Here is an 18,543-nt window from a genome sequence, read left to right as displayed (position 1 = left end):
CATGTCCTACCCGCATGAGGAAAAAAGGGTGCCCATGCCAGGCACCCCATCCATCATCGGCAACGGCCTGCGCAAGAGCAGGCACTTACGTTTTTATCCGCCAGTCAGCCCAGCAGGGGCGTGCTGGCCATGACCTCTTGCAGCGTGGTCACGCCTTCGGCCACGCGCAGGGCTCCGGCCAGACGCAGCGGACGCATGCCGTCCTGCACGGCTTGGCGGCGCAGCGCATCCATGGACGGCGAGGTGTGGATCTGCTGCTTGAGCGCCTCGCTCACGGTCAGCAGCTCGTACAGGCCCATGCGCCCGCGAAAGCCCGTCATGCGGCAATCCACGCAGCCCACGGGCTTGTAGGGCTGGTAGCTGCCTGACAGTTTCCAGGGCCGCACGGCCTCGGCCAGCGTGGCGGCCGAAGTCTCCTCGTCGCGCTGCTTGCATTGCGGGCACAGCGTGCGCACCAGGCGCTGGGCGAGCACGCCCAGCAGCGTGGCGTTGATCAGGTAGGGCGGCACGCCCAGCTCCATCAGCCGGCTCACGGCGCTGGGCGCATCGTTGGTGTGCAGCGTGGAGAACACCAGGTGGCCGGTCAGCGCAGCCTGCACGGCCATCTCGGCCGTGGCCAGGTCACGGATTTCGCCCACCATGATGATGTCCGGGTCCTGGCGCATCAGCGAGCGCAGTCCCTCGGTGAAGCCGAAGTCCAGCTGCGTCTGCACCTGGGTCTGGTTGAAGCTGGGCTCGATCATTTCGATCGGGTCCTCCACGGTGCTGACGTTGACCTCCTCCGTGGCCACGCGCTTGAGCGTGGAGTACAGCGTGGTGGTCTTGCCCGAGCCCGTGGGACCGGTCACGAGGATGATGCCGTGCGGGCGGCGCACCAGCTCGTTCCAGCGCTGGGCGTCATGGCTGGTGAAGCCCAGGGCATCCAGGTCCTTGACCGTGTTGTCGGGGTCGAAGATCCGCATCACCAGCTTTTCGCCAAAGGCCGTGGGCAGCGTGGACAGGCGCATTTCCACCTCGTCGCCGCGCGGGTTGCGGGTCTTGATGCGCCCATCCTGGGGACGGCGCTTTTCCACCACGTCCATGCGCCCGAGCAGCTTCACGCGCGAGACCATGGCGTTGAGCACGCCCATGGGCACCTGGTAGACCGGATGCAGCACGCCGTCGATGCGAAAGCGGATCACGCCCTGGTCGCGTCGGGGCTCCATGTGGATGTCGCTGGCGCGCTGGTCGAAGGCGTATTGCCACAGCCAGTCCACCACGCGCACCACGCCCTGGTCGTTGGCATCGAGCTGCTTGCTGCTGTTGCCCAGCTCCACCAGCTGCTCGAAGCTGGCCGCGCTGGCCGCACCGCCGGCCTTCTCGGCAGCGCGCACCGACTTGGCCAAGGCGAAGAACTCGCCCGTGTAGCGCTTGAGGTCCACCGGACTGGCCAGCACGCGGCGCACCTTGCGGCGCGCCTGGCGCTCGACCTCGGCCACCCAGTCGTCGATGAACGGCTCGGCCGTGGCCACCACCACTTCCTGGGGCGACACCTGCACGGGCAGCACCTTGTGGCGCTCGGCATAGCTGGCGCTCATGATTTCGCCCACGCGGCCCGCATCCACGCGCAGCGGGTCGATGCGCAGGTAGGCCAGGCCGCTGCGGCTCGCCAGGTACTGGGTCAGCTCCTCGATGTCCAGCGCGCGCCCGTCACCGGCCCGGGCCACGCCCACGTTGGCCAGCCGGACCAGCGGGTGCTGGGTGCTCTCGGCCTGCGAGCAGCGCGCCACGGTGCGCTGGGCCTCTTCGGCCGTGATCACGCCGTCGGCCTGCAGCCACTGCACCAGCCTGCGCCAGTCCAGGGGCCCCGAAGGATTGCGCGGAGCGACGGCGGTTGTGGGCTGTGCGGTGGAGGTCGGGTCGGACATGGCGTTGGGCCGGAAGCTGAACTGCGCCCTATGGTAAGCCTGCCGGCCTCCCTGCCCGGCCAGCCCGCTCTACCAGGGCCGCACGAAGATCTTGGGCCAGCGCGTGGTGGGCAGGTCCCAGCGGGCCTGCACCTGGGCGCTGGCGGCCTGCAGCGCTGCGGGGTCGAGCGCGCGCGGCGTGCGCTGGGCCAGTACCACGGTGTTGCCTTCGCGCGTGGGGCGGAAGGCCCACATGGCCTCTTCGCCAAAGGCTTCGGCCATGCGTGCCAGGCTGCGCTCGTAGCTGGAGGTGCGGCCGAACAGGTTGACGGTCATGATGCCGTCCTCGGTCAGCAGATTGCGGCAGTCGGCATAGAACTCGGCGCTGTCCAGCACGGGCGCGGCCGCATCGTGGTCATAGAGATCCACGGCCAGCGCATCGACCGTGCCCAGCCACTGGCTCTTGCGGATTTCCTGGGCCGCATCGGCCAGCACCACGCGCAGCGTGTCGCTGTCGGGCGGCAGCTTGAACCAGCTGCGGCACACGGCCAGCACCTGCGGGTTCAGCTCGATGGCCGTGGTGCGCATGCGCAGCTTCTTGTGGCAGAACTTGGTGATGGCCGCGGCGCCCAAGCCCAGCTGCATGGCATGGCGGCCGGCCACGCTGGCGGGTTCCATGAACAGCAGCCAGGCCATCATGCGCTGCACGTACTCCAGCTCGATCTCGAAGGGCTCGCGTATGCGCATGGAGCCCTGTATCCAGGGCGTGCCCAGGTGCAGGTGGCGCACATCGCCATCGTCGGAGACGCTGACTTCGGGCAGCTCGGCATCTGCGGCGTTGGCGGGAGAGGAAGGGGCGGCCTTGGCGGCGCCACGGGTCTTGCGTATCACGTCGGGAAAAATGGAAAGATTCAGAGCAGTTGATGGAGAGCCAGCGCCTCGCGCCAGGCCTGGACCTTGCGTTCGAAACGCCAGCTCGCGTTGGCCGGGCTGGTCGATGGCAGCTTCACGGCAGCCAGGCCCAGGGCCTGCGTTCGGCCGGCGTGCTTGTAGCTCTCGCCACCGTTGTGCAAGGCCAGCGTCAACTGCGGGCAGTGCGTGCGCAGCCCAGCGAAGTCGTTCACCTCGGCAGCGCGGATGGCGCTGTCCAGGCTGCCTTCGCGCTCGCAGCTGGCGTACACATCCCACAGCCCCAGGCCCCGGGCCAACAGCCATTCGCAGCGGCCCGCATAGTCGTCGCGGCCGGGCTGCGGATACTCGGGCCACAAGGCCTGGAGCAGGGGCCAGAACTGGTTTTGCGGATGGGCATAGTACTGCTGCAATTGCAGCGATCGCAGGCCCGGAAAGCTACCCAGCACCAGGGCCCGGGTCCGCGCATCGGCCACCGGCGCCAGGCCCTGCCAGCGCAGGGTGTCGGGGGGCGGCAGGTCGGGAACGGTCAAGGACATGGCCGGCATTGTCGCCCAGCGGTCGCCGGGCTGCTGGCAGCGGGCGGCAAGACCGCTCAGGTTCAGGTTCCGCTCAAGCCTGGTTCAGGCCATGGCGGGCAGGCCTCGCAGCGCGGCACGCGCGTTGCGGCCCGTGGCCTCGGCCAGGGCCTGGGGCGTGATGCCGCGCAGTTGCGCAATCACATCCGCAATGCGTGCCAGCTCGGCCGGCGTGTTGCGGCCCTGGGCCTGGCCCTGGGCACGCTGCCCGGCCGTGGTGTAGAGCCAGTGCGGCGGAATGTCGGGAGCGTCGGTTTCCAGCACCAGCGCGTCCAGCGGCAAGCTGGCTGCCAGCTCGCGCAGCCTGAGCGCGCGGTCATAGGTCACGGCGCCGCCGAAGCCCAGCTTGAAACCCAGGTCGATGAAGGCCTGGGCCTGCTGCACACTGCCGTTGAAGGCATGGGCAATGCCACCCGCCACAGGCCGCGCGCGCAGGGTCTTGAGCAGCCGGTCGCTGGACTTGCGCACATGCAGGATGACCGGGAGATCGAACTCGCGCGCCAGCGCGATCTGCTGCTCGTAGAACCAGACCTGCCGCTGTGCGTCCAGCCCCGGCACGAAGAAGTCCAGCCCGATCTCGCCCACGGCCACCAGTTGGGGATCGCCACGCAGCCGGTCCAGCGTCTCGCGCAATGCGGCAATGTCCTGCTCGCGGGCATTGGGCGTGTACAGCGGATGGATGCCCAGCGCATAGCTGTCGCCATGGCGCCGCGCCAGCGCCACCACGGTGTCCCAGTGCTCGCGCGCCACGGCCGGAATCACCAGATGCGCAACGCCTGTCTCGGCCGCCTGCGCGCGCACGGCATCGCGGTCGGCATCGAATTCGGGGGCATCGAGGTGGCAATGGGTGTCTATCCAGGCGGGCATGGCCGCATCATGCCACCGGCCCGGGCGGCGCCCGTCCAAGGGGCAGACGAGGCCCGGAGCAAGGGCAAACCCTTGGCTTATTGCGAGTCGGCTCCGTTTGACAAAATCAATACACGAATGGCTTGCGCCTCCATAAAAATACATAAAGTAACACTTACACCCCGCATCGGGCTCCCGCATCACCGGCCGGCATGCTTTGGAGAGAGGAATTCCCATGAAGCGCTCAGCATGGAGTCGAATCCTGGACCTCGGTGGCGCACGCCGCAAGGCGGAGCTTGACGGGCAATTGGCCGCCATACACAAGTCCCAGGCGGTGATCGAGTTCGACCTGCAAGGCCATGTGCTGGCTGCCAACCAGAACTTCCTGGACACCATGGGCTACGAGGCGCACGAGGTCATCGGCCAGCACCACCGCATGTTCGTGGACAGCCAGGTCAGCGAATCCCCCGAATACGCCCAGTTCTGGCAGCGCCTGGGCAGCGGCATCCACGATGCGGGGCGCTACCGGCGCATCGCCAGGGATGGGCGCGATGTCTGGCTGCAGGCCAGCTACAACCCCATCTTCGACCGGCATGGCCGGCCCTTCAAGGTGGTGAAGTACGCCACCGACATCACCGAGCAGCAGCGCCGCAACGCCGATGCCGAAGGCCAGCTGGCGGCCATCTCCAAGGTGCAGGCCATCATCGAGTTCGACCTGGACGGCAACATCCTCCATGCCAACCGCCTGTTCCTGCAGGCCATGGGCTACACGCTGGACGAGGTCGTCGGGCGGCACCACAGCATGTTCGTCCAGCCCCATGAGCGCCAAAGCGCCGAATACGCGCAGTTCTGGCGAAAGCTGGGCAGCGGCCAGCACGATGCAGGCCAGTACCTGCGCATCGGCAAGCACGGCCGCCAGGTCTGGATCGAGGCCAGCTACAACCCCATCCTCGATGCCGACGGCCGGCCCTTCAAGGTAGTCAAGTACGCCCGCGATATCACGCGCCGCTTCACGGCCGCGCAGACCCTGGGCGAGGCCATGCAGGGCCTGAGCGAAAGCGCCGAGCACGCAGGCCAGGCCAATGAACTGGCCCGCCAGGCCTGCCGGGTGGCCGAGCAGGGCGGGCGCACGGTGCACGAGGTCATGGGCACCATGGAGTCCATCAGCGCCAGCTCGCGCAAGATCAACGACATCATCGGCGTGATGGACGGCATCGCCTTCCAGACCAATATCCTGGCGCTGAACGCCGCCGTGGAGGCGGCCCGCGCCGGCGAGCAGGGCCGGGGCTTTGCCGTGGTGGCCGGCGAGGTGCGGGCACTGGCGCAGAACAGCGCCGCCGCCGCCAAGGAGATCAAGCAGCTCATCCACACCTCGGTGGAGCAGGTGGCTCTGGGCGCCGAGCAGGTGCGACAGGCCGGCGGGACCATGCAGGAAATCGTGGATTCCTCCCACCAGGTCACGGCCATCATGGGCGATGTGGTGCAGGCGTCCATGGCCCAGTCGGCACGCTTGCGCGAGGTGACGGCCGACCTGACGGCGCAGAGCGCGGCCGTCGCGGATGCATCCAGGGAACAGGTGCAGCGCAAGCCGCTGCCGGCATCCATCGTTCCCGCTGCGCCGCAGATCAAGTCGGCCCCGGCAGCGGCCGTGCTTCCCGTAGGCGCCCAGCGCCTGCCGGGCACCTTGCTGCGCATGGCCTGAGTCCAGACTCAGGCCTGCCGGTCAGGCCAGTTGGCCCTGCACCAGACGCACCATGCGGTCGCAGCGCGCCGCCAGCTGCTCGTCGTGCGTGACCATCACAAAGGCCGTGCCATGGCTGCGCGCCAGCTCCAGCATCAGGCGGAACACGGTGTCGGCCGTGCTGCGGTCCAGGTTGCCGGTGGGCTCGTCGGCCAGCACGCAGGCAGGCTGCGTGACCAGGGCGCGGGCAATGGCCACGCGCTGGCGCTCGCCCCCCGACAGCTCGGCCGGCCGGTGCAGCATGCGTTCGCCCAGGCCCACGGCCGCCAGCATGCGTGCGGCGCGCTCCATGCACTCGGCCCGGTCGTCGCGGCGTATGAGCAGCGGCATGGCCACGTTGTCCTGGGCGCTGAATTCGGGCAGCAGATGGTGGAACTGGTAGATGAATCCCAGGTGCCTGTTGCGCAGCGCACCCTGCTTCTGGGCGCTGAGTTCATGCAGGGGCTCGCCCTTGAGGGTGACGCTGCCGCTGGTGGGGGCATCCAGCCCGCCCAGCAGGTGCAGCAGCGTGCTCTTGCCCGAGCCCGAGGCGCCGACAATGGCCAGCGTCTCGCCCGCACGCACCTGCAGGTCGACCCCTGCCAGCACCTGCACGTTGAGCCGTCCTTCGGCGAAGCGCTTGGTCAGGCCGCGCGCATCGAGGACCACGGCGCCCTGCTGGGACACTTCGAAACCGGGCATCACATTCACTTCATTCATAGCGCAGCGCCTCGGCGGGGTTCACGCGGCTGGCGCGCCAGCTGGGATAGATGGTGGCGACAAAGGCCAGGACCAGGGAGATCACGGCGATGGGCATGATGTCGCTGTACTGCGGATCGCTGGGCATCTTGCTGATCAGGTAGATGTCCTTGGGCAGGAAGTTGGCATGCAGCAGGCGCTCGATGGCCGGCACGATGACATCGATGTTGAAGGCAATGCCCAGGCCCAGCAGCAGGCCCGCGAAGGTGCCGATGACGCCCACCATGGCGCCCTGCACCATGAAGATTCCCATGATGCTGGACGGCGAGGCGCCCAGCGTGCGCAGGATGGCGATGTCGGCGCGCTTGTCGGTCACCGTCATCACCAGCGTGGACACGAGGTTGAACGCAGCCACGGCCACGATGAGCGTGAGGATGATGAACATCATGCGTTTTTCCAGCTGCACGGCCGCGAACCAGGTGCGGTTCTGCTGGGTCCAGTCGCGGATCAGCAGGCGGTCGGTGATGGTGTGGGCCAGCTCCATGGCCACGCGCGGCGCCTCGTGCAGGTCCTTGAGCTTCAGGCGGATGCCGGTCGGCCCTTCCAGGCGGAACAGGCGCTGCGCGTCCTCGTAATGCATCATCACCAGGGCCGAGTCGTATTCGTAGTGGCCGGAGTCGAAGGTGCCGGCCACATGCATCTGCTTGAGGCGGGGCACCACGCCGGCCGGCGTGACCTGGCCGCCCGGGGCGATCAGCGTGACCATGTCGCCCTGGCGTACGCCCAGCGAGCGCGCCAGCTCCACGCCCAGCACCACGTTGAACTCGCCAGGCACCAGGCGCTTGAGCACCTCGGCATTGGTGGCGGCCACGTCGGTGACCTCGCCCTCGCGCGCCGGATCGATGCCGCGCACCAGCGTGCCCTTCATGTCCTCGCCACGCGCCAGCAGCGCCTGGGCCGCGACGAAGGGTGCGGCGCCCAGCACGTCGGGGTTGGCGCGCGCCTCGCGCATGGTGCGCTCCAGATCGGGCAGCGCCGCACCCTGGGGCGCGAAGATCTCGATGTGCGAGACCACGCTGAGCATGCGGTCGCGCACTTCCTTCTGGAAGCCGTTCATCACGCTGAGCACGATGATCAGCGCCGCGACACCGAGGGCGATGCCCAGCATGGAGACGCCGGAGATGAACGAGATGAAGCCGTTGCGGCGCGTGGCGCGCCCGGCCCGGGTGTAGCGCCAGCCGACGGCCAGTTCGTAGGGAAATTGCATGGGCATGCATTGTGTCATCGCCCGCAGGCCCTGCATGGCGGCAGGCTTTGCCGTCGGCGTGTCAGCGCCGGTGCCGTCCGCGGTCCACGCGCGGCAGGGCGTCGTAGCGGCCCTCTGCCTCCAGCGTCAGCGCATGGCGCTGCAGCCTGGCCAGCAAGGTGTCGAATTGTTCAAGTTCCTCGTCGCTGAGCACGGACACCAGGTCCAGGTGGATCTGGGCCATGCGCGGCAGGATCAGGCCGTACATGCGCCGCCCCTCGGCGGTCAGCGACACGGCCACGCGGCGGCGGTCGCCGGGCAGGGGGCTGCGCTGCACCCAGCCCTTTTCCTCCAGCCCGCTGAGGGCGCGCGAGGTGCGTGCGCGGTCCAGCTGCGCGCGTTCGGCCAGCTCCGACGACAGCAGGCCCTCGTTGGCAGCCACCGTGGCCATCACACCCCACTCGCGGCGCGTGATGCCGAAATGCGCCTCGCACATGCGCATGGCCACGCCGCCGGCCGCACCAAAGTAGCGGTTGATGCGAAACAGCAGCATCTGCTGGATGGACGTGGGGGCTGGACGGGTATTCACGGGGAACAGTTGATTAGATCAATTGCTGCAGGGACTTCTACAGTGGCCCCGTCCGGAAAGGAGACAACGGGAGCCACCGTCCGGAGCCGGCCTGGGGATTCTCGCAAAGCCCGGCGCCCCCGCAGCGCAGAAAGTTCGCCACCATGTTTTCCCTGTTCCAAGCCACCCATGCTACCCATGCCTTGCGCGGCCCGCTGCTGCGGGCCGGCCTGGCCCTTCTGCTGGGCCTGGGCTCCGGCGCTGGCGCCCGGGCCGATGCGGCCGCCGATGCTGCCGCCTGGCCCGCCAAACCCGTGCGCATCGTCGTCGCCTTCGCGCCCGCTGGCGCCGCCGACATTCTTGCGCGCAGCCTGGGCGAGGTACTGCAGCGTGAACTCAAACAGCCCTTCGTCGTGGACAACCGGCCCGGCGCGGGCGGCAACATCGGCACCGACAACGCGGCCAAGGCACCCGGCGACGGCTACACGCTGCTGGTCGGCATAGACACGACCTTCACCGTCAATCCCTTCATCTACAAGAGCATGCCGTTCAAGGGCACGGACCTGCGTCCCGTGATGATGATCGCCTCGCAGGGAATGATGGTGGCCGTGAATCCCCGCACCGGCCTCAGGACGCTGGACCAGTTCATCGCCCAGGGCAAGAGAAGCGGGCTGACGCTGGGCTCGGCCGGCTACGGCACGCCGGGCCACCTGGCCTCGGCCATCCTCACCCATGCCACGGGCGCCAAGGTCAGCCACGTGCCCTACAAGGGCAACGCCCCGGCCAGCACGGCCGTGCTGGCGGGCGAGGTGGACGGCGGCATCATCAGCTCCTCGGCCATGCTGGGCCAGGTGGCGGCCGGCAAGGTCGTGCCGCTGGCCGTGACCACGCGCCAGCGCAACCCGCTGGTGCCCGGCGTGCCCACCGTGGGCGAGCTGGGCCACAAGGACCTGGAGCAGGAAGTGCTGTTCGCCCTGTGGGTGCCGGCCGCCACGCCCGAGCCGCTGGTCGCCAGGATCCAGTCCGCGCTGGAAAAGGCCATGAAGGATGCGGCGCTGCGCGAGCGCATGCGCGCCAACGACCTGTTCTACGAAGGCCTGACCGGCCCGGCCGCCGCCGAACGCATACAGGCGCTGGCCGACCGCTACCGGACCGTGATCCAGTCCACCGGAATGAAGATGGAATGAGCGCCGCCGCTTCCCGCCCACGACCCTGCACAGAGCGCATTTCCATGTCCCGTCCCAATATCCTTTTCATCGTGGCCGACGACCTCGGCTATGCCGACCTCGGCTGCTACGGCGGCCGCGCGGCCGACTTCGGAGCGGTGTCCCCGGTGCTCGACCGCCTGGCCGCCAGCGGCCTCAGGCTCACCCAGGGCTATGCCAACTCGCCCGTGTGCTCTCCCACGCGCTTTGCCCTGGCCACGGCGCGCTACCAGTACCGCCTGCGCGGTGCGGCCGAGGAGCCCATCAACAGCAAGACACGCGGCACGCCGCTGGGCGAGAAGCTGGGCCTGCCGCCGGACATGCCCACCGTCGCCTCCATGCTCAGGGATGCGGGCTACCGCACGGCGCTGATCGGCAAATGGCACCTGGGCTACCCGCCGCACTTCGGCCCGCTGCGCTCGGGCTACGAGGAATACTTCGGCCCCATGTCGGGCGGCGTGGACTACTTCACCCACCTGAGCAGCTCGGGCCAGCACGACTTGTGGGTGGGCGAGGAGGAACACCATGACGAGGGCTACCTGACCGACCTGCTGTCGCAGCGCAGCGTGGACTTCGTCCACCGCATGGCCCAAGGCGATGCGCCCTTCTTCCTGAGCCTGCACTATACGGCGCCGCACTGGCCCTGGGAAACGCGCGAGGACCGCAGCACGGCCGAGGCCCTGGGCGCAGGCATTGCCCACCTGGACGGCGGCAACATCCACCAGTACCGCCGCATGATCCACCACATGGACGAAGGCATAGGCTGGATCGTCGAGGCGCTGCGCGCCAACGGGCAGCTGGACAACACCCTCATCGTCTTCACCAGCGACAACGGCGGCGAACGCTTCTCCGACAACTGGCCCCTGGTCGGCGGCAAGATGGACCTGACCGAGGGCGGCATACGCGTGCCCTGGATCGCGCACTGGCCGGCCGTGATCGCACCGGGCCGCAGCAGCCCCCAGCACTGCATGAGCATGGACTGGTCGGCCACGGTGCTGGATGCCGCCGGCGTGCAGGCGCCGGCCGGCCATGCGCTGGACGGCGTCTCCCTGCTGCCCGTGCTGCGCGCCGAAGATGCCGAATTCCCGCGCACCCTGCACTGGCGCATGAAGCACCGCGGCCAACGTGCCCTGCGCGATGGCGACTGGAAGTACCTGCGCGTGGACGGCATCGACTACCTGTTCGACCTGGCCGCCGACGAGCGCGAGCGCGCCAACCAGGCAGTGCGCGCGCCCGAGCGTCTGGCCGCCATGCGCAGCGCCTGGGAAGACTGGAACCAGGGCATGCCGCCCATCCCCGAGGACGCCACGGTCAGCCTGGTCTCTTCGGCCCGGGACATGCCCCAGCGCTGAACCGCGCTCCAAGGGGAAAAACGAAGGCGCCGGCACTGCGGCACCCCATGCCCGACAATAGCGGCCATGCTTTTGACCGCGCCCCTGGTGTCCTCCACCCAAGCCCCGCTGGAGGAAACAACCGAATGGATCATTCCCTATGCCGGCGGTCCGTCCTCGGATGCAGCGGATGACGCTGCCGTCGCGGCCGTCTGGGGCGGACTGGAGCTGCCCCATCTCCAATCCCTGCTGGCGCTGATGCAGCCCGCGCCCGCACAGACCGGCACGGAGATGGATTTTTCTCCTCCCCACGAACGCGCCCTGGCGCGCTCGCTGGGCCTGCCCGATGCGCCGGGCCTGATTGCCTGGGCCGCCTGGCAGGCCGGTGAGACGGCACAGGCCTGCGCCTATGTCACGCCCTGCCACTGGCACATAGGCGCAGACCAGGTGCACCAGAGCGATCCCGCCACCACCCCCCTCAGCGATGAGGAATCCCGCCAGCTGCGGGCCCTGCTGGCGCCCTGGTTCGCTGACGACGGCATCGTGCTGGAGTACCAGCAGCCGCAGCGCTGGCTGGCGCGCGGTGCGCTGTTCGATGACCTGGCCACGGCCTCCATGGACCGCGTCATCGGCCGCGACGTGCGGCCCTGGCTGCCCGATGCGCAGCAGGCGCGCGCCCTGCACCGCCTGCAAAGCGAGGTGCAGATGCTGCTCTACACCCATGTCTTCAACGACGCCCGCGCCGCCCGCGGCCAGGTGCCCATCAACGCCTTCTGGGTCCACGGCGCCGGGCGCCTGCAGCCCGGCACGGCCACCGGCGCCAAGGCCGCCGTGCAATGCCTGGACGACCTTCACGCCGCAGCCCTGCAGGGCAACCCCGCTGCGTGGCGCGAGGCCTGGAAGGCGCTGGACGCCGGGCTCATCGCCCGCCTGCTGGAGCGCGTGCGCGCAGGCCACCCGCTCACGCTGACGCTGTGCGGCGAACGCCATGCCATCGCATGGAGCAGCCGCCCGCCGCGCTGGCTGGACAGGCTGACGGGCCTTTTCGGCCCCCGCGCCCTGCCCGACCTGGGCCGCATGCTCTGACACATTGCCCATGAAAATCATCCCCCGCGAGATTCCTGCACAGCAGGCCTGGGCACTGCGCCAGGCCGGCGTCCACCCGCTGCTGGCCCAGCTCTACGCCGCACGCGGCGTGTGCTCCGCCGACGAACTGGACGACACGCCTGCACGCCTGCTGGCCCCCTCCGGCCTGCTGGGCATGGAGGCCGCCGTGCAACTGCTGGCCGACGCCATAGAACGCGGCCTGCGCCTGTGCATCGTGGCCGACTACGACTGCGACGGCGCCACCGCCTGCGCCGTGGGCTGGCGCGGCCTGCGCATGCTGGGCGCGACCGAGGTCGGCTACCTGGTGCCCGACCGCGTGGTGGACGGCTACGGCCTGACGCCCCCCATCGCGCGCCGTGTCAAGGAAACCGGCGCCGACGTGATGGTCACCGTGGACAACGGCATTGCCAGCGTCGAAGGCGTGGCCGAGGCCAAGTCCCTGGGCCTGCAGGTGGTCGTCACCGACCACCACCTGCCCGGCAACCACCTGCCGCTGGCCGATGCCATCGTCAACCCCAACCAGCCCGGCTGCAGCTTCGAGAGCAAGTCCATGGCCGGTGTCGGCGTGATGTTCTACGTGCTGCTGGCCCTGCGAGCCGAACTGCGCGCGCGCGGCCGCTTCGACAAGACCAGCCAGCCCCGTCTGGAGGCCTTGCTGCCCCTGGTCGCCCTGGGCACCGTGGCCGACGTGGTGAAGCTGGACGCCAACAACCGCCGCCTGGTCGCCCTGGGCCTCAAGCAGATACGCCGGGGCCAGATGCAGCCGGGCCTGCAGGCCTTGTTCGACGCGGCCGGCCGCAAGGCCTTTGCGGCCACCACCTTCGACTTCGGCTTCGCGCTGGGTCCGCGCATCAATGCGGCCGGCCGGCTGTCCGACATGACCATCGGCATCGAGTGCCTGACCACGGACGATGCGGGCCGCGCCGCCAACCTGGCGCAGATGCTGGACGCCATCAACCGCGAGCGCCGCGAGCTGGAAGGCGGCATGCGCGAGCAGGCCCTGCTCATGGCCGAAGGCCTGTGCGAGGACGGCATGACGCCGCCGGCCGCCATCAGCGTGTTCGACCCCGACTTCCACGAGGGCGTGGTCGGCATCGTGGCCTCGCGCATCAAGGACCGCATGCACCGGCCCAGCTTCGTCTTCGCCGCCAGCGGCGCGCCGGGGCACGAGCATGAACTCAAGGGCTCGGGCCGCTCCATTCCCGGCTTTCACCTGCGCGACGCGCTGGACCTCGTATCCAAGCGCCACCCCGGCCTGCTGCTGCGCTTTGGCGGCCACGCCATGGCGGCCGGCTGCACCATTGCCGAGGCCGGTTTCGCGGTGTTCGAAAAGGCCCTGGCCCAGGTGGCACAGGAATGGCTGGACGCGGCCACGCTGACGCGCCGCATAGAGACCGACGGACCGCTGGACCCGGATTTCCGCAAGCCCGAAATGGTCGAGCAGCTCAATCTCGCGGTCTGGGGCCAGGGCTTTGCCCCGCCCACCTTCAGCGAACAGCTGGAAGTGCTCTCACAGCGCCTGGTCGGTGAAAAGCACCTGAAACTGCAATTGCGCCATCAGGGCGAAACCGTGGACGGCATCTGGTTCGGCCATACCGACCCGCTGCCGCCATCGGCCTGCATTGCATTTCGCATGGACATCAATGAATGGCGCGGAGAGCGCAAGGTGCAATTCCTGATCGAGGGCGTTCATTCGGACGTTTCCTAGAGATTCCACCGGCCCTTCACGGCGCCGCTCGGTTAATATCCCCGGTTTTTTGCAACAATTTATTGCAAATTCATTCCAAGAAAACCGGGGAAAAACTCATGACTTCTCGCCTGTGGCCTTGCACGGCCATTGCCATCACCCTGGCCGCCGGCCTTTCCGGCTGCGCCACCACCGAGCAATCGCGCACGCTTGAAACGGCCAAACCCGCTTCTGCATACAGCGCCTATCAAGGCCCGCGCAGCCCCATTTCCGTGGGCAAGTTCGACAACCGCTCCAGCTTCCAGCGCGGCATTTTCTCGGACGGAGTCGACCGCCTCGGTGGCCAGGCCAGAACCATCTTGGTAACCCACCTGCAGCAAAGCGGCCGATTCAGCGTGCTGGACCGCGACAACATGTCCGAGACCCGCCAGGAAGCGGGCTTCAACCGGCAGGAGCAGGCGATCAAGGGCGCCACCTACGTCGTGACCGGCGACGTGAGCGAGTTCGGCCGCAAGGTGGTCGGGGACCGCCAGTTCTTCGGCGTGCTCGGCCGTGGCAAGGAGCAGGTGGCCTATGCCAAGGTCAGCCTGAACATCGTCCGGGTGCAGACCTCCGAAGTCGTCTATTCGGTGCAGGGCGCAGGCGAATACAGCCTGTCGAACCGGGAAATCGTGGGATTCGGCAGCACGGCCGGCTATGACTCCACACTCAATGGCAAGGTGCTGGATCTGGCCATCCGCGAAGCCGTGGACAAGCTGGCGGCCGGCATGGACAGCGGTGCATGGAAGCCCGCGCAATGAAGCAGATTCCCCATTCGGCCGCAACCCTGGCTGCACTGGCCATTTGCGCCTCGTTGGCCGGCTGCGCCGCACCGCGCCAGCCGCTGTATGCCTGGAACGATTACCAGCCCCAGGTCTATCAATACCTCAAGGATGATGGAAGCACAGGCGCCGAGGACCAATTGCTCAAGCTGGAAGAAACCCGCCTGAAGGTGCAGGCCGAGGGAAAGGCTTTGCCCCCCGGCTATCGCGCCCATATGGCCATGCTGTATTCCCGGACCGGCAACAACGAAAAGACGGTGCAGCAATTGGCAGAGGAAAAGCAGCATTTCCCCGAATCCGCCAAGTTCATGGACACGCTGCTGCAAACTTTCACGGCCCGCAAGGATTGAGATGCGCCTGAGCACACACATCAAGACCCTGGCCCTGGCCATGACCGTCGCACTGACCGGGTGCGCCACCACTGCGCCCTATGACTATTCGGCACTGCGGGCATCCAAGCCTGCATCCATCCTGGTCATGCCCGCGCTGAACCAGTCGCCGGAAGTGAATGCGCCGGCCGGCGTGCTGTCGCAGATCACGCTGCCGCTGGCCGAGGCTGGCTACTACGTCCTGCCCGTGGCGGTCACCGAGGAAATGTTCCGCCAGAACGGCATCGTCAGCGCCGACGATGCGCAGGAACTGCCCGTGGCCAAGCTCCGTGAAATCTTTGGCGCCGATGCGGCCCTGTACCTGAACATCCGCAACTACGGCACCAGCTATGCGGTGATCAGCAGCGCCTCGGTGGTCACGCTGGACGCCAAACTGGTGGACCTGCGTACCGGCACACAGCTGTGGGACGGCAGCGCCACGGCCTCCAGTGCCGAAGGCCAAAGCTCGGGCGGCGGACTGGTCGGCATTCTGGTGACGGCACTGCTCAACCAGATCCTGGACACCATGAACGACCGCAGCGTGCAGATCGCCTCCATCGCCAACCAGCGCCTGCTGTCGCCCATGGCGCAGCGCGGACTGCTGCCGGGCCCGCGCTCGCCCGACTACGGCAAACCGCGCAACTGACGAAGGCCTGCAGGCCGGCGCACATGCACGCGCCGGCCTGCATCCCCGCTCCTCCCGCTAGAAGGTCTCCCAGTCGTCGTCCGCGCCGGCCTTGGCAGGTGCCCGGGCGGGCGCCTTGGCCACAGGCGGCTGGATCTGGGGCGCCGGTGCATTGCGCACGGCGGCAGCCGGGCGTGCCGCGGGCGCGGGGCGCGCCGCCGCTGCAGGGGCTGCTGCCGGTCGGCGCGCCACGGCGGCTGAACTGGCGGGCGCCTGCGCCCGGGCCGGTGCCAGCGCACTGCCTTCCTGCCCCAGCTTGAACACCGCCACCACCTCGGACAGGCGCCGCGCCTGGTCCTGCATGGCCAGCGCAGCCGCGCTGGATTCCTCGACCAGGGCCGCATTCTGCTGCGTCATCTGGTCGAGCTGGCTCACGGCCTGGTTGACCTGGCCAATGCCGTCGCGCTGCTCGGTGGACGAGGCGGTGATCTCGCCGATGAGGTCGCTGACGCGGCGCACGCTGGAGACGATTTCCTCCATGGAGCGCCCCGCCTGCTCCACCTGCTGCGAGCCCGACTGCACGTTGTCCACGCTGGTGGTGATCAGCAGCTTGATCTCCTTGGCGGCCTCGGCACTGCGCTGCGCCAGCGAACGCACCTCGCCGGCCACCACGGCAAAGCCCCGGCCCTGCTCGCCTGCGCGGGCCGCTTCCACGGCGGCGTTGAGCGCGAGGATGTTGGTCTGGAAGGCAATGCCGTCGATCACGCCGATGATGTCGGCGATCTTGCGGCTGCTGTCCGTGATCTGCTGCATGCTGGTGACCACCTGGGCCACCACGGCGCCACCCTGCTCGGCCGCCTGCGCGGCCGTGGCGGCCAGCTGGTTGGCCTGGCGCGCCGTATCGGCCGACTGGGTGACGGTGGCCGTCAGCTCTTCCATGCTGGCCGCCGTCTCCTCCAGATTCGCCGCCGTCTGCTCGGTACGCGAGGACAGGTCCTGGTTGCCGCTGGCGATCTGGTTGGAGGCCGTGGACACGGACTCCACGCCCGAACGCACCTCGCCCACCACGCCGCGCAGCCGCTGGGCCATGCCGTTGAGCGCCTGCAGCAGATGGCCCAGCTCATCGCCCCGGTTGCTTTGCACCGACCCCGTGAGGTCGCCTGCGGCAATGCCGTCGGCCAGCGCCACGGCCTGATCCAGCGGACGTGTGATGGAACGCATGATGGCCATGCCCATGAACAGGCCCAGGGCCACGATGAGCGCGCTGGCCAGGGCGCCGATCCAGTAGGCCCGGGTGCGGTGGGCGACGCCCTCCTCGCGCGCCAGCTCGCTTTGGCGCTCCTGCTGCTGCACAAAGGCTTCCTGCGCCGTGTTGTAGCGCTCGGCCGCCGGGCGCAGCTGCTTTTCCACGATGTCGAAGGTGGAGGCGAAGTCGCTGGCCTTGCGCGCATCCTGGGCCGCCGAGTTGGCCTTGAGCGTTTCCCGGCGCTCGGCCGCCACGGCCTCCAGCGCCTGCTTGCCCTTGGCATCGAGCTGCAGCTCGCCCACCTGCTTTTGCAGCACGTTGATGCGTTCTATGCCCTTGCTCATCAGCGCGCGCTGCTGCGCGGCCAGCGTCTCGTCGGGCGACATGGCCGCGACGATGGAGCGCTCCACGCTCATCTGAGTCAGATGCCGCCACTCGCGCGCCAGCGTGGCGCCGCGCTGCGCGGTCATCACGTCGGTGTTGATCTTCTCGTTGACTCCGTGCAGATAGAACAGGATGCCGCCGTTGACCGCCAGCATGCTCACCAGCAGTCCCAGCACCAGGGCCCAGAGTTTCTGGGCGACGGTGATTTGATTCAGATTCATGGAAAAACCGATCTTTTTTCTAACAATGCCGGAGCCTGGCCATGGCGCCCCGCCGACCTTCGCTCCGGGCAATCATTCTTGTCCACCCTTGACGGCGCCTGGCTGATCATCGTCATGCCGCTGTCACTATTGAGGGCGGTAAACCCGCACTCAGGGAAGTCCCCAGCCGCAGCGCCAGGCTCGGAAAAGGACCGACACCTACAATGGGCCGGTGCCCAAGTCCTATCTGAATGCCGATCTGCACAGCCACTCCGTGGTCTCGGATGGAACGCTGACGCCTGAACAACTGGCCGAACGTGCCGCAGCCCGCGGCGTGCAGCTGTGGGCGCTGACCGACCACGACGAGGTCGGCGGCCAGCACCGCGCAGCCGCCGCAGCGCGCGCCTGCGGCCTGGACTACCTGACGGGCGCAGAGATCTCGGTGAGCTTTGCAGGCACCACGGTGCACATCGTGGGCCTGGGCTTTGACGCAGACGACCCGGCCCTGGTCGAAGGCCTGCATGCCACGCGCGACGGACGCGGTCCCCGCGCCCGCGAGATGGCCCGCCAGCTGGAGCTGGCCGGCATTGAAGGCAGCTACGAAGGCGCGCTGCGCTTTGCCGGCAATCCCGCGCTGATCTCGCGCACGCATTTCGCGCGCTTTCTCGTGGAATCCGGCCGCTGCCGCGACACCGGCGAGGTGTTCCGCCACTACCTGACCGAAGGCCATCCCGGCTACGTGCCCCATACCTGGGCGCGCCTGGCCGACGCCGTGCGCTGGATCACGCAGGCCGGCGGCGTGGCGGTGATCGCCCACCCGGCCCGCTATGCGCTGACGGCCAACGAGGAGTACGCGCTGTTTTCCGAATTCAAGGCCCATGGGGGCCAGGGCGTGGAGGTCGTCACCGGCAGCCACCGCCCCAGCGAGTACGCCGTCTATGCCGACATGGCCCGCGAGTTCGGCCTGGCCGCCTCGCGCGGCAGCGACTTCCACAGCCCCGAGGAGTCGCATACCGACCTGGGCGACCTGCCCTACCTGCCGGGCCAGCTGACGCCGGTATGGGAACTGCTGGGCGAGCGCATTCAGCCGGCCTGAGCCCTTCCCGCAAACAACGCA

General features: G+C 68.5%; 17 protein-coding genes. 9 read left to right on the top strand and 8 right to left on the bottom strand.

The genetic code is table 11. The features are described 5' to 3' along the window. Nucleotides 1–104: 104 nt before the first annotated feature. The 4 genes from PO605_RS14660 to PO605_RS14645 all read right to left on the bottom strand — a co-directional run bounded on the left by PO605_RS14660 (nt 105) and on the right by PO605_RS14645 (nt 4,240). On the bottom strand, nt 105–1,907 hold the full coding sequence (locus PO605_RS14660; protein WP_016445734.1) for a GspE/PulE family protein: 1,803 nt from the start codon (nt 1,905–1,907) through the stop codon (nt 105–107). 69 nt (nt 1,908–1,976) lie between these two features. Further along, on the bottom strand, nt 1,977–2,777 hold the full coding sequence (locus PO605_RS14655) for a spermidine synthase (protein WP_047468244.1): 801 nt from the start codon (nt 2,775–2,777) through the stop codon (nt 1,977–1,979). A 20-nt stretch (nt 2,778–2,797) separates the two neighbouring features. Further along, a complete protein-coding gene (locus PO605_RS14650; RefSeq protein WP_047468241.1) occupies nt 2,798–3,343 on the bottom strand; it encodes a DNA-deoxyinosine glycosylase in 546 nt (181 codons plus the stop codon). Between the two features lie 75 nt (nt 3,344–3,418). After that, nucleotides 3,419–4,240, bottom strand: a complete 822-nt coding sequence (locus PO605_RS14645; protein WP_016451088.1) for a TatD family hydrolase — start codon at nt 4,238–4,240, stop codon at nt 3,419–3,421. A gap of 214 nt (nt 4,241–4,454) precedes the next feature. On the opposite strand from PO605_RS14645, the gene PO605_RS14640 reads away from it, so the two are divergent. Further along, nucleotides 4,455–5,921 carry a methyl-accepting chemotaxis protein gene (locus PO605_RS14640; protein WP_047468238.1) on the top strand — a complete coding sequence of 489 codons (1,467 nt, stop codon included), beginning with the start codon at nt 4,455–4,457 and terminating at the stop codon, nt 5,919–5,921. A 21-nt stretch (nt 5,922–5,942) separates the two neighbouring features. On the opposite strand, the gene lolD is transcribed toward PO605_RS14640, so the two are convergent. From lolD to PO605_RS14625, 3 genes are all read right to left on the bottom strand, one after another. Beyond that, nucleotides 5,943–6,659, bottom strand: a complete 717-nt coding sequence (lolD, locus tag PO605_RS14635; RefSeq protein WP_047468236.1) for a lipoprotein-releasing ABC transporter ATP-binding protein LolD — start codon at nt 6,657–6,659, stop codon at nt 5,943–5,945. Next, nucleotides 6,652–7,905, bottom strand: a complete 1,254-nt coding sequence (locus PO605_RS14630; protein WP_026062761.1) for a lipoprotein-releasing ABC transporter permease subunit — start codon at nt 7,903–7,905, stop codon at nt 6,652–6,654. The genes lolD and PO605_RS14630 overlap by 8 nt, the downstream gene beginning before the upstream one ends. A 61-nt stretch (nt 7,906–7,966) precedes the next feature. Beyond that, a complete protein-coding gene (locus tag PO605_RS14625) occupies nt 7,967–8,437 on the bottom strand; it encodes a MarR family winged helix-turn-helix transcriptional regulator (protein WP_016445728.1) in 471 nt (156 codons plus the stop codon). Nucleotides 8,438–8,616: 179 nt separating this feature from the next. On the opposite strand from PO605_RS14625, the gene PO605_RS14620 reads away from it, so the two are divergent. The 7 genes from PO605_RS14620 to PO605_RS14590 all read left to right on the top strand — a co-directional run bounded on the left by PO605_RS14620 (nt 8,617) and on the right by PO605_RS14590 (nt 15,617). After that, a complete protein-coding gene (locus PO605_RS14620; RefSeq protein ID WP_209672028.1) occupies nt 8,617–9,639 on the top strand; it encodes a tripartite tricarboxylate transporter substrate binding protein in 1,023 nt (340 codons plus the stop codon). Between the two features lie 44 nt (nt 9,640–9,683). Further along, complete coding sequence (locus PO605_RS14615; protein WP_047474181.1) at nt 9,684–11,009, top strand: sulfatase family protein; 1,326 nt, start codon at nt 9,684–9,686, stop codon at nt 11,007–11,009. A gap of 66 nt (nt 11,010–11,075) precedes the next feature. Beyond that, the gene (locus PO605_RS14610; RefSeq protein WP_047474182.1) at nt 11,076–12,074 is read left to right on the top strand and encodes a phosphoglycerate mutase; all 999 of its coding nucleotides are present in this window, start codon (nt 11,076–11,078) and stop codon (nt 12,072–12,074) included. A gap of 10 nt (nt 12,075–12,084) precedes the next feature. Beyond that, on the top strand, nt 12,085–13,803 hold the full coding sequence (recJ, locus tag PO605_RS14605; protein WP_047474184.1) for a single-stranded-DNA-specific exonuclease RecJ: 1,719 nt from the start codon (nt 12,085–12,087) through the stop codon (nt 13,801–13,803). A 98-nt stretch (nt 13,804–13,901) separates the two neighbouring features. Beyond that, nucleotides 13,902–14,582 (top strand): CsgG/HfaB family protein, encoded by a 681-nt coding sequence (locus PO605_RS14600; protein WP_016445723.1) that lies wholly within the window; start codon nt 13,902–13,904, stop codon nt 14,580–14,582. Next, nucleotides 14,579–14,953 (top strand): DUF4810 domain-containing protein, encoded by a 375-nt coding sequence (locus PO605_RS14595; RefSeq protein ID WP_016445722.1) that lies wholly within the window; start codon nt 14,579–14,581, stop codon nt 14,951–14,953. The genes PO605_RS14600 and PO605_RS14595 overlap by 4 nt, the downstream gene beginning before the upstream one ends. A 1-nt stretch (nt 14,954) precedes the next feature. Next, nucleotides 14,955–15,617: a DUF799 domain-containing protein gene (locus tag PO605_RS14590; protein WP_017407772.1), complete on the top strand. Its 663-nt coding sequence runs from the start codon at nt 14,955–14,957 to the stop codon at nt 15,615–15,617. A gap of 57 nt (nt 15,618–15,674) precedes the next feature. Here PO605_RS14590 and PO605_RS14585 read toward each other — a convergent pair whose 3' ends face one another. Next, complete coding sequence (locus tag PO605_RS14585; RefSeq protein WP_046984442.1) at nt 15,675–17,447, bottom strand: methyl-accepting chemotaxis protein; 1,773 nt, start codon at nt 17,445–17,447, stop codon at nt 15,675–15,677. Nucleotides 17,448–17,658: 211 nt separating this feature from the next. On the opposite strand from PO605_RS14585, the gene PO605_RS14580 reads away from it, so the two are divergent. Beyond that, nucleotides 17,659–18,522: a 3',5'-nucleoside bisphosphate phosphatase gene (locus PO605_RS14580; protein WP_016445719.1), complete on the top strand. Its 864-nt coding sequence runs from the start codon at nt 17,659–17,661 to the stop codon at nt 18,520–18,522. Nucleotides 18,523–18,543: the final 21 nt, after the last annotated feature.

Source organism: Delftia sp. DT-2, assembly GCF_028401915.1.
GTDB classification, from domain to species: Bacteria; Pseudomonadota; Gammaproteobacteria; order Burkholderiales; family Burkholderiaceae_C; genus Comamonas; species Comamonas tsuruhatensis.
The sequence above is the reverse complement of the archived record's forward strand: the minus strand, read 5'-3'. Positions and strand labels throughout refer to the sequence as shown.